5 protein-coding genes are annotated in these 12,515 nt (G+C 50.2%); all 5 read left to right on the top strand.

Annotated elements, in window-relative coordinates; genetic code table 11:
• The first annotated feature begins 20 nt into the window (after positions 1-20).
• The 5 genes from FV139_RS16265 (at position 21) to FV139_RS16245 (ending at position 12,484) form a co-directional block, all read left to right on the top strand.
• Positions 21-1,826, top strand: coding sequence for a two-component system response regulator (locus FV139_RS16265; protein ID WP_148069526.1), 1,806 nt, complete (start codon positions 21-23; stop codon positions 1,824-1,826).
• A gap of 11 nt (positions 1,827-1,837) precedes the next feature.
• Positions 1,838-3,808, top strand: coding sequence for a S8 family peptidase (locus FV139_RS16260; RefSeq protein WP_148069525.1), 1,971 nt, complete (start codon positions 1,838-1,840; stop codon positions 3,806-3,808).
• Between the two features lie 318 nt (positions 3,809-4,126).
• On the top strand, positions 4,127-4,678 hold the full coding sequence (locus FV139_RS16255; RefSeq protein ID WP_148069524.1) for a hypothetical protein: 552 nt from the start codon (positions 4,127-4,129) through the stop codon (positions 4,676-4,678).
• A gap of 144 nt (positions 4,679-4,822) precedes the next feature.
• The gene (locus tag FV139_RS16250) at positions 4,823-9,340 is read left to right on the top strand and encodes a two-component regulator propeller domain-containing protein (protein ID WP_148069523.1); all 4,518 of its coding nucleotides are present in this window, start codon (positions 4,823-4,825) and stop codon (positions 9,338-9,340) included.
• Positions 9,341-9,385: 45 nt separating this feature from the next.
• Positions 9,386-12,484 (top strand): ligand-binding sensor domain-containing protein, encoded by a 3,099-nt coding sequence (locus tag FV139_RS16245; protein WP_148069522.1) that lies wholly within the window; start codon positions 9,386-9,388, stop codon positions 12,482-12,484.
• Positions 12,485-12,515 lie beyond the last annotated feature (31 nt).

The raw sequence follows: 12,515 nt of genomic DNA, 5'->3' as shown, positions 1-12,515 counted from the left end.
GGGCCCGGTCATAACTACATATGCCACCTGATACTCCGTCCCGGCTCCGCGCCAAAATTCTGGTCAGCGACGACGACATCAACGTCCGGCTGCTGACGCGCCAGTGCCTGGAAGCCGAGGACATGACCGTGGTTGAGGCCAGCAATGGCCCCGAGACCATCGACGTATTCGTGCGCGAGCGGCCCGACCTGGTTTTCCTGGACGTGGAAATGCCGGGCATGAGCGGGCTGGAGGTCTGCAAACGTATCCGCCAGATGCCCCAGGGCGAATCCATCCCCATCATGATCGTCACCGGCTCGGATGACCGCCAGTCCATCGACCAGGGATTTGAAGCCGGCGCCACCCAGTACAAGACCAAGCCGGTCAACTGGTCGCTACTCGGGCGCGACGTGCAGTACATGCTGCGCGCCAGCAATGCCTTCAACGCGCTCAAGCGCCAGGAAGACCGCCTGCGCTATCTGGCGTATTACGACCCCCTCACCAGCCTGCCCAACCGGCGCAGCTTCAACGAGCAGCTGAATCGTATTCTCAAGCGCAGCCAGCGCCGCGGCTCCAACGCCGCGCTGATGTTCATCGACCTGGACCACTTCAAGCGGATTAACGACTCTATCGGACATGGCCGCGGCGACCGCCTGTTGGTGGAGATTGCCAAACGCCTGAGCAGCGAGCTGCGCGAGGACGACGCGATCAACTACTTCTCCGATGAGAATGCGGAGGACATGGTGGATGCGAGCACAGAAATTGCGCGCCTGGGCGGAGACGAGTTTACCGTGGTGCTGTCGGATGTACCCCACACCGACCACGTGGAAACCGTGGCCCGACGCATCCTGCGCAGCCTGTCTGAGCCGATCGCCCTGCAATCCCACAACCCGGTAGTCACCCCGAGCATCGGCATTGCCCTGTACCCCCAGGACGGCACCGATCCCGACAGCCTGGTGCGCAATGCAGACACCGCGATGTACGCCGCCAAGGCCGAGGGGCGCGCCTGCTACCGTTTCTATAACGAAGAAATGAACGCCAAGGCGGTAGAGCAACTCAAGATGGAAGAGGAGTTGCGCCACGCCATGCAGAACCAGGAGTTGGAGCTGCGCTACCAGCCCCAGGTCTGCACCCGGACCGGCAATGTGGTGAGCCTGGAAGCGCTGGTGCGCTGGAAACACCCCGTCCGCGGCATGGTTCCTCCCAACGAATTCATTCCGGTAGCGGAGCGCACCGGGCAGATTATCGAGCTCGGCAAGTGGGTGATCGAGGAAGTGGCAAGGCACTGCGCCTACTGGGATACCCTCTCGCTGCCCCAGTTCCGGGTAAGCGTGAACATTTCGTCCATGCAGTTCAGCCAGCGGGACCTGGCCGCCCAGGTCGCCACAATCCTGGGGAAAGCTGGCCTTGCTGCCAGCCGCCTGGAGTTGGAACTCACTGAAAGCGCGATTATGACCGACGCACCCACCAACATCGCCAAGCTCCGCGAGCTGAAAAAGCTGGGGCTGGCATTGGCGGTAGATGACTTTGGTACCGGCTACTCATCCCTCAGCTACCTCAAACGTTTCCCCATCGACACCCTGAAAATCGACCAGAGTTTCGTGACCGACCTGGACAGCCCGGACGGCGCCGCAATCGTCGATGCCATCATGGCCTTGTCGAAGTCACTCAATCTGCAGGTCATTGCGGAAGGGATCGAAACCGAGGAGCAACTGAGCTATCTGCTCAAGCGCGACTGCGACCTGCTCCAGGGCTACTATTTTTCACGTCCGATCTATCCTGAGGACGTTCCCACCTTGCTGAAGCAGGACTTCAATCCTGTACTGACCCGATTCGCACAGGCCTGATCCATAGCAGCATGGCTCGCGTTATTCACTGCCTGGCCACTGTGACCCTGACACTTCTTTCACTCGGGAGGCAGGCCAGCGCGGAAGACGAGTTGTTGCGGGTCATGTTGCAGGGCGAGTCCAGCGAACAACTGGCCGCCCTGGTCCGGCAGCGCGGCGGCATCGTCACCCACGACCTGCACATTATCAATGCCATAGGTGCCGTTCTGACGCGAGATCAACTCGACGGCGTCCTCCTCTCGCCGCTGGTGACTCGCCATATCGACGACCTGGCACTGGCGCCGGCAGAAGAGGAGCCTGAACTGTGCAATGTCGGCGGCGCCCTGGAACTGGAAATCAGCTCCAATGCCCTGCGCTGGCAGCTCTACAACAAGGGAGAGGCAGACGTTTCCCTACAGACGCTGGAACTGCAATGGCCAGAACGGCTTGGCGCTTTGCAGGGCGTGTACTACGACGGCAAGCTCCTTCCCTATACCCCGGAAGTCGATAAGGCATCCCGCAGCCTCACGCTTGAGATCAGCGGCAGCACACCACTCACCCCGGGGCTCAGCAGCCTCGTGGCCCTGCGGTTTGACCACCCCGCCGACGCCAGGGCGCCGCTGCAGCAACACGAGATCAGCCTGAGCGCCCGTTTCAGGGAGGGCTGCGCTGCCGAACTGATACCCGGGTATGCGACCTACGGCACCGACACCTATTTCCCCTCTGTTGCCGGAGCATCGGCCCTGCATCAACTCGGGATTACCGGACAGGGCGTCACCGTGGCAGTGCTCGATTCCGGGCTGTGGGAACACGCCTCACTGAGCCACAACACCCTGGGGCGCTACCGCGTCACGGGTCGCTACGATGCGATCGCCAACGTAACGGGCCAGGAGGTGTTTGACGAGAGCGGGCACGGCACCCATATGACCAGCGTGCTGGCCAACAGTAGCCCGGTTACCCACGACGGGAAGAAAACGCGAAGCTTTATGGGCATTGCCCCGGATGTCGATATCGTGGCCGTGCGGGCTTTCAACAAATCGGGGCAAGGTGATTTTCTTGATATTGTGCGCGGCATCCAGTGGATCGTTGACCAGCGCGAGGCCCTGAACATTCGCGTGATGAACCTCTCTTTCGCCGCCCGCCCACGCTGGCCCTATTGGTTGGACCCCATCAACCAGGCTGTCATGCGGGCCTGGCATGCCGGGATCGTCGTAGTGGCCGCCGCTGGAAACGAAGGACCAGAGCCCATGAGCATTGGCTCCCCGGGTAACCTGCCCTACATCATTACCGTGGGCGCGGTAACCGATTCCTGGACTCCCGATAACAGGAACGACGACTACATCCCGGATTTTTCCTCCCGCGGCCCCACCCCCAGTGCCCACATCAAGCCCGACATCGTTGCCCCGGGGGGCCACATTGCAGGCCTTACCCGCCCGGGTTCCACCCTGACGCTGGAGCACCCGGATTACATCCTGAGTACCGGTGAATTTGTCATGACAGGGACCTCGCAGGCCAGCGCGCTGGTGAGCGGCATCGCAGCCCTGTTGCTGCAGCTTGAGCCGGACCTTTCACCGGACGACATCAAGTGCAAACTGACCTCCAGCGCCGAACCCGCTATCAACAATGACGGGCGCTTCTCCTACAGTCCGTTCCAGCAGGGGAACGGATACGTTAACGCCACCCGCGCAGTGACTTTGGGTAAACGGGGCTGCGGCAATGTCGGCATGGACATCACATCCGAAATCGACAATGCACAGCACTATGAGGGCCCAGCAATCGTCTCTGAAGAAGGTGAAGCAAGCCTGCCAGGGCTTAAGGAACTCTATGCCGGAGAGGCCACCGAGAAGGGCATGAGCGACAACCGCCGGTGGGGCGTAAAGGCGCATATCGAACGATCCGGCGCCCCACTGGCCAACACCTCCCCCATCGACTGGCCGGGGCAATACGAAGAGGAACGCGCCATTATCGAACGCCTCTCACAACCACCGCCGAGCAAAAAATAGCCCGCAAACGGTCAAATTTCACGATCTGCCGGTACCGCAAAAACCCCCCGCTTATCTCCTATAAATCAATAACTTACATTCCGGCCTAATTAGGCCAACTGGCCCGCACACAATCTCCGACTCGCCTACTAACCCAAAATGGGTATGTACCACCCTTCAACCTTTTCACTCGCATCCGTATAACAAAGTCAAGCGTCACAATTAATGGCTGTGACTAGCATCTCAGGGACGGATGTGAATTAGGGAACCAGGTCACAAAGAGCACCTGGAAAGGATGTGGAAGAGAAGATCAGAAATTAATTATTGGTGGGCAGAACAATGAAAGCATTCAAATTGGTCAAAGTGTGCACTGGAGCAATTTGTACCGCGGTAGCACTAAGTGCTCTCTCTACGTCAGCTATGGCTGAATCCACAACTTCAAGCAAAGTTGTGGCAAATGTGAGCCACAGCATCGCTAGCCAAGCCTTAGCCGGTGAAAATCGCTACTCCGCCAATACCTCTTCTTACAAGTGGGCTACAACAAACTCCTCTGAGAGCACAAATGTCGAGGTAGCGACCTGGGATAGCCAACCTGCCCCGACCAATGGATATAAGTGGGCATCACACGGCCAAGTTAACCAAAAATCAGGCCAGCAAGTTGCCTCTGGAAGTGACTACAACTGGGCGACCATGTCCAACCCCGAGCAATCAGGCTACCGCTGGGGTATTCGTAATTTTGCCGACCAGTCAGGTTATCGCTGGGGTATTCGCAGCTTCGCCGACCAGTCGGGGTATCGCTGGGGTATCCGCAGCAACTCGGATCAGTCTGGCTACCGCTGGGGCATTCGAAGCTTCGCTGAGCAAACCGGTTATCGCTGGGGTATCCGCTAGTTAGGAATAAATTTGCAAGCCGGGGGATTTCTGCCTCCCCCGGCACGCTATTTATAACCTTCTCACAACTCAATCAATTTATTTCACAATTCCTTCACGCATCCATTAACATAGTTGCCTCGACACTGAAAGGGACTGTCTCGGATGTTGTGCAAGCGCTTACTACTATTCGTTGCGCTGCTGCTTCTATACACACCTGCATCTGAAGCCCTGCGACCGCAAGACTACGCGTTTCAGTTATCCCCTGCTTCCCGCGAACTAGCACAGCAATCCGTACGAGATATTTTCCAAGACTCCTCGGGATATATCTGGATACTTACCCAAGAAGGGCTGCACCGCTACGACGGATATAGCGTAATCGAATTTAGAGCATCTAACCGGTTTGCTGGGTCAATTAGCCATCAACTAACCACGGGGATAGTTGAAGACAAAAATGGATACCTCTGGATATCTACTGCAGGTGGGGGCCTGAATAAATACGATCCAAATTCACAAAGCTTCACATCCATACAAGCAGCGAACTCCATCTCCTCAAAAACTCCGCTCTCCAACTCCATAAAGTGTATCTTCAGGGCTTCTGACGGCTCCATATGGATCGGCTACCAGTCGGGATTCGGCTTCAGTCAGTTTAATCCATCCACAGAAACCTTTACTCACTTTCCCCTCAGGCAGCAAAGCATACAAACAGAAACAACTTCCTTTACTGAGACCGAGAATGGCTTGATATGGGCGGCGATAGACAACCAGGGCCTTGTTCGAATAGATACACAATCAAAAACCATTGAGGAAATCGATATAGAGTCAACTCTGGGCCCAAGAATTCTTGCCACTCGCCCGACGCATTTAATGACAGATAGAGACAAAAATATTTGGATTTCCACGTTCGAGTCAGGCGTTATCAAATTTGATCCGCATACTTCAAAATTCGAACAATACATGCCGTCACCAAATCAGGGCGCTGGGGTGCGAGACAGCATATCCGACTCCCAAGTTTATATGACCATGCAAGACTCAACAGGCAATGTATGGATGGCAACAAGAAATGGTGTGAGTGTTCTTGATATTCAGAAGGACGAATTCACATGGATTCACAGTGGAAACTCAAATTTACCGGACAACCAAATCCCCAGAATTTATCAAAGTGCATCCGGGATCATTTGGGTAGGAACATATGCAGGGTTGGCATATGGCACTCGCTCAAAGTTCACTCGAATTGAGTCGCCGTCTAGCTCTCTAAACCCTATATACGCATTCACAGAAGGTTCCAGCGGGAATATTTGGATCGGGACAAGTAGTGGATTAGCAAAATACCAGCCAGAACAAAACTCTCAGGAATTTTACGACGAGAGCCCCACAAACATATACAAATTGTCTGATACAAATGTCATGAGTTTGTACGCCGACAATGTTGATGTCCTTTGGGCAGGTACCTTCAAAGGGGGCCTCAACAGAATTGACCTCTCATCAAGAAAGACCAAAGTATTCAAGCACGACACGTCAGAACCTGACTCAATAGGATCGGATGGCGTAACAGCGATCAAGCGTACGGAAAATGGACTTCTCCTAATCGCCACATACGGTGGTGGATTGAACGTATTCGATGATGCAAGCCAAACATTTCGCCAGTATGTACCAATACCAAATGACCCAAAATCTATCAGCAGTAAAAATGTAATCGCGCTCCTGCAGGACTCGGATGGCTACATTTGGGTTGGAACTGAGAATGGATTAAATCTCTTTGAACCTGAACTAGGGCGATTCACCCGTTTCAACTACGATCCGTCAGATCCAACCTCTATATCAAGTTCAATGGCGTGGGCATTACATGAAGATGCCGCTGGCACACTTTGGATTGGGACACAAAGCGGAGGTCTGAATAAATGGGATCGAGCCTCGATACGCAAAAAAAAGGGAAATTTCGTTCAGTACTCTGAGAATATAGGACTACCTAGTGCAGATATCTACGGAGTAAGTAGTGACGATTTGGGGAACCTTTGGCTTTCTCACAATAGGGGACTTACAAAGTTTAATCCAATCTCGGAAGACATTGAGAACTTTGATGTTAGCGACGGACTGCAAGGAAAAGAATTCAACTATGCGGCCGTATACAAGAGAGAGAGTGGTGATATATATTTTGGAGGAAATCATGGATTCAATATTGTTAAGGCCGGAACCCTAATTAAAAGCTCGTTCCTCCCACCTTTACGCCTCACAGAATTCCGTATCCTAAACGACATAATCTTATATAAAGAACCAGAACAAGGTTCATCTAGCATAAGTTTGGATTACGATTTTCAGTTCGCAACATTCAAATTTGCTTCCCTCGACTATACAAATCCTACACTAAACCAATACCGCTATAAGCTCTTGGGGTTTAATGAGGAGTGGGTAGATCTAGGCAACGACAGGACGATTTCATTCACAAGCTTGCCTAGCGGTAATTACAATCTGATAGTAGAAGGGTCCAACTCTGATGGCGTATGGAGCCCACAAGGTATTAGGCTCGATATTTCAGTAAAAACGGCACCTTGGTTAAGCCCATGGGCCTATACCAGCTACGTTCTAGGCGCACTAGGTTTGATTGCACTTTTTCTTAGACGTCAGAACAATAAGGCTAAACAGTCCAGAGAACGACAAAAGGAGCTAGAACTCAAAGTCGAGGAGCGCACCTTTGATCTCCAGGAAGCCAGGCGTGCTGCCGAGGATGCAAACCAAGCCAAATCTGAATTCCTGGCCACAATGACTCATGAAATTAGAACGCCAATGCATGGAATGATTGGCATGACCGAGCTATTACTACATACGAATCTGTCAGAACAACAGAAAAGATTTGCTGAGGCTGCGAAAACAAGTGGGGAGTCACTCCTTTCGTTGATAAATTCAATTTTAGACTACTCAAAGATTGAAGCCGCAAAAATAGAGCTAGACACTACTGAATTTTCCCTTATCGAAGTTATTGATCAAGTAGCATATCTACAGGGGGAACCCGCCTCGAGAAAAAATATAGATATTCACAATATTATTAGTCCAGAAATTCCAACTATTCTTCTCGCTGACTCAACCAAGATCCGCCAAGCATTAATGAACCTGGTAAGCAATTCGATTAAGTTTACCGAATCAGGTCACGTCACCATTCATGCAAAAATCAAACAACGAATAGGTGACAATATTTCTATTGCTATCGATGTTGAAGACACCGGCATAGGAATGGACGAACAAACACAGACAAGTGTATTTGAAGCATTTAAACAGGCTGATGCGGGGACCACCAGAAAATACGGTGGCACCGGGTTAGGACTGGCCATTTCAAAGCAGTACATGGAACTAATGGGAGGGTCCTTAACGTGCTCATCGGAGCCTGGGAAAGGAAGCACTTTCACAATGAGCTTTAAGGCGCTCGAAGCTCCTTCAGGCAGAAGCACCGCTTCATTTCCACATACTTCTCCTGCGAGACTTCTGTCGAATGATCTACGAGTCGGAGAGATGCTGGAATCTCACCTTCAACGTTTAGGTATTCTTAGTCTCAATGTTTACAACTCAATCGAGGACTTGAAAACACCATCAGCAACTGAGAACACTAAAGCACTTTTTATTGATCTAGACTATTACGGAAATAGGAATTCCCAAGAACTAACTGAATTAGCTGACCAGAAAGTAATTGCACTCTGTAAGTTGTCAAAAATACATGCACAACAGGTTCCAGAGAATTGGATTGTGCTGAACAAGCCCATCACGTTAGAAAATCTTACCGCCTCCATGAATAGCTTGATGAAATTGGACTACTCAAGGCCGAACCCAGTCGTTTCCAAGAAACACGGAGATATTTCCGCAGAGCATGGTTACAAAGTGCTAGTAGCGGAAGATGTAGAAATCAATCAGCGTATTGCTACAGAGATGCTTCAATTGCTCAATTGCGCAGTAACAATAGCAAAAAACGGGAAAGAAGCCTGCTCACTATTCAACAAAGAGCACTTCGATCTAGTGCTAATGGACTGTCAAATGCCTGTAATGGACGGCTTCGAAGCAACTGCTTTAATTCGAGAAGATGAAGCTCGACGCAACTTGAAGAGAACCCCAATAATTGCACTAACCGCAGGACTCTCATCTGAAGACCAGAACAAATGTTTCTCAGCCGGAATGGACGACTACATCACTAAACCGTACACGCTAGAAGTACTTACAAATTGCTTACGGCAAGTTGGTAGCGCCCCTAGGTGTGCAGAGCCACAACTAGCTAACGGTATCCCGGATTCGACGGGAATAGATGACACGACCCTATTTGTCGAATTTGAAAGCATTAATGTAGTAAATGCTAAGTCAGTAGATAACATTAGAGAGGTTGAAAGATCTACTGGTCGGCGGATATTCAACATCCTCTTGGAAAGCTATGAGACTCAGATGCTGGAGAAGCTTGATGAACTTGATCATGCTATTCGCGATGGAGACAAGCATGCAACGAGGCTATCTGCACACGCGATTAAATCGATGAGCGCAAACCTTGGCGCAGATAGAGTAGCGTATGTAAGCTCTCTAATTGAACAAATTGCAAAGGGCGAGGCAACTGGGGATGTAAGCAGCCTGAAAACCAGGTTAGAAGCGTTCCACATACAATTTCGAGATACAGCGATTTCCATGGAGGACGAGCTGGAACCTGAACTCTAGCGGCGAAACTGACTGCCTATAGCAGGGAATGCTTAAGGTTTTTGAATGAATTTTGTTTTTTATCTCATCGGGCTAATTCTAACGATAGTGATAGCATTTTCAGCACCTATCGCAATTGGTACGCCAGAGCATGTCGTTATAGCACAAAATAATTACACTCTCGACCGTATTAAAGATACGGTAAATAGCCTAGCTCAAGACATGGTTGGACATGTTTGGATAGGTACTCCCAGAGGACTATATAGGTATGACGGTACCGGTCTAAAAAAGGTGACCACGGAAGAGTCATTTTCATTTCATGAAGTATATTCCCTTACACTCGATAGTAGAAATCGATTATGGGTTGCAAGCAACGGCTCTAAAGTTTCTAAATACAACTCCCTGACCAATGGCTTCCAGCACTTCGATCTCTCTGAATATCTACCCGAGACCACGTCTATTACAGATATAGCTTCCTGTGAAGATGGCCGAGTTTGGATTGGCACAAAATCTGGCATTTTACTGTTCAACTCTGATCTCGGCATTGTTGTAGACAATAAGCTCAAGGCGGAGAATGGCGATGAGATAGAATTTAGCTACGATCTAGAGTGTATTGATAAAACTGGCGTCGTATTTTTAGCAAAGCAAGGGATATACTTTGCTCACGAATTAAAGAACTCTAGAAATATCTCTGTTCGCTCAGCAAAGTCTAATAACAGCCTTTCCCCCTCTGCATCCACTTACAACAAATCGACCAAGACTCTTTGGATCAGCACCAAGGAGGGAGAGATATATCGAATAGATGACGATGGATTACCCAAGCTTTTCTCTTCCCTTATCAAAGACAATCCTGGAACCACCATTACAAATCTTAAGGTCAGTGAGAATACATTATATGTCGGAACTGACAAGGGACTATATATCCTGTCTTCAGACACGGGATATTTTACTGAATTTAACGCCAAGAACTCCTCACTGGGTAATGTACATATTTCCTCTGTTCTAGTAACCGACAGAAGCGTGTGGATTGGCACATACAGGGGGCTTAGCAGAATTACTCGCTCGCAGTTTGAGTGGTTCAACAGTAAGAACAGCAGAATACCAAATGAGGTGCTTTCATTCGAAACAGACAGTTCAGGAGAGCACTGGATTGGCACGTTTGAGGGTCTTTATAAGTTGCAGACAGACGCCACGGGCAAAACAACGACTCATACAGCAGTTCATAACCAAAATCGAATTGACCCACGAATAATGGCACTTGCGATTAATAGAGAAAAACTGTGGATTGGCACAAGAGGCCACGGAGTACAGATCCTTGACACAAATACCGGAAATATTACTCAACTACACAAAGAACAATATGCTGATGCAGCTGTAACCTCAATTTTACATTTGAGTCCTGAAACTACCTTGGTGGGTACCTTTAACTACGGAGTTTTGTTGCACGACGGAGAACGAGTCTCCCCCCTTGACTCTTATGATGGTAATGGCCCTTCAGAAAGGTCTATCACATTTATACAGCAATTGAGAAAAAAGGACAGAGTTCTCATTGGATCTGAACGAGCTCTATATTTGTATTCTGGGCGTGGTCATAAGATGACCCCTATTATAGTTTCCATAAATAATACTAGGGAGGAGTTGACTTATCTAAGTATCTTTGAGGATAGCGTTGGTGGAATCTGGCTTGGCACATTGAATAGTGGCCTTTTCTATTCAGATTCCAGCCTATCTAAGTCAAATCAATTGATATTCTCGCCGGTAACATATAGCAATGTGCTCTCGACTTCATCCATCTACGGTCTTGTGGAAGATGAGACTCAGAGATTATGGGTTTCTAGTTCCAGTGGAATTTACGTTCTAGATCTATCTGGAAACATGCTTAGAAGGTTTAGTGCCGGGGAAGGCTTGCAAGGCAACGACTTTAACTTTGGAGCCGTTCATAAAGCGCCTTCCGGCCATATTTTTTTTGGCGGAAGTAACGGCTACAACCGATTAGATCCATCGACAATTCAACTAAGTAGTAAACAAGCCCCATTGGTGCTAACTAGTATTCAATCAGCAGCGCAAAATATCGCCGTCAATACAGCAGCCCACCGGCTTGAATCCATAACCCTCACCCACACCGACTACTACATAACCTTCGAATTCAGCGCCCTCGACTTCATCGACCCGGGAAACAATCTTTACCGCTATAAACTCGAAGGCTTCGATCCTGACTGGATAGACATCGGCAATCGAAATACCGCCACATATACAAACCTTCCCGCTGGTGACTACAGGTTTCGCGTCCAGGCAGCGAACGCGTCGGGTATATGGAATCAGGATGGAATCGATATCGCTCTGCGGATGAACCCCGCCCCGTGGTACACGTGGTGGGCTTACTGTCTGTATGCATTGGCAGGCGCCATCGTCGTTTGGCTCATCAAAAAGGCTTACGACAATTATGCGATTCGTAATCAAGCGCTAAAACTCGCGGAGGAAATGCAGATCACCGCGGATCGTGCCATGGATGACGTTCAGGAGCAGTTGGATGAGCAGGCTCAGTTGATTGAGTCTATCCATTTTTTCAATCTTGAACGTCTTGAATTGTTGCGCGACTGCCTGGCTCGCCACACTGACTTCCTGCCTCCCTCGTTCGATGAAGCAAACCTTACAAGTACTCGCGGGCGGCTTTTAGCCATGCTATGCCTGGAACGCTCGCTGTTGTACAAGCACGAGCAACTGCTTTGCAATCTGTATGCTTATACAAACGAGCTCACCAACCATTTACTGAGTGAATCTGAGTCGGGCGAACAGATAACAGTGATCAATGAGGTACCAGATCGACTGGTATCCGCAAGACAGGCACTGCCCATTTCTCTTGTGCTCTTCGAATTGATTGAAAATGCCATCCAGCACGCCTTTGCATCGAACGCTCAAGGATCTTATCTGGTGATCAGGGCGAACTACGGTGATCCGCTGGCACCTGCACCTGCGAGTGACTTTGAGTTTACCGTGGCGGATAACGGCCTTGGACTTCCCATCAGCATGAACCTGGAAGCGCCGGAAACCGAAGGATTGGCGACGATAGCAGAGCTAATCAACGCCATGGGAGGAGTTATTTCAGTCGATCGCGAGCAAGGCACGTCTTTCACTTTCACGATTCCCGGTACCGGCCCTGACTGAAATATCTGCTGGATGCTTCTCTGCCAGCGTT

It is taken from the genome of Parahaliea maris (genome assembly GCF_008064665.1).
In the GTDB taxonomy this organism is placed as follows: Bacteria; Pseudomonadota; Gammaproteobacteria; order Pseudomonadales; family Halieaceae; genus Parahaliea; species Parahaliea maris.
Note: the sequence above shows the minus strand (reverse complement) of the source record. Positions and strands in the feature narration are given on the sequence as shown.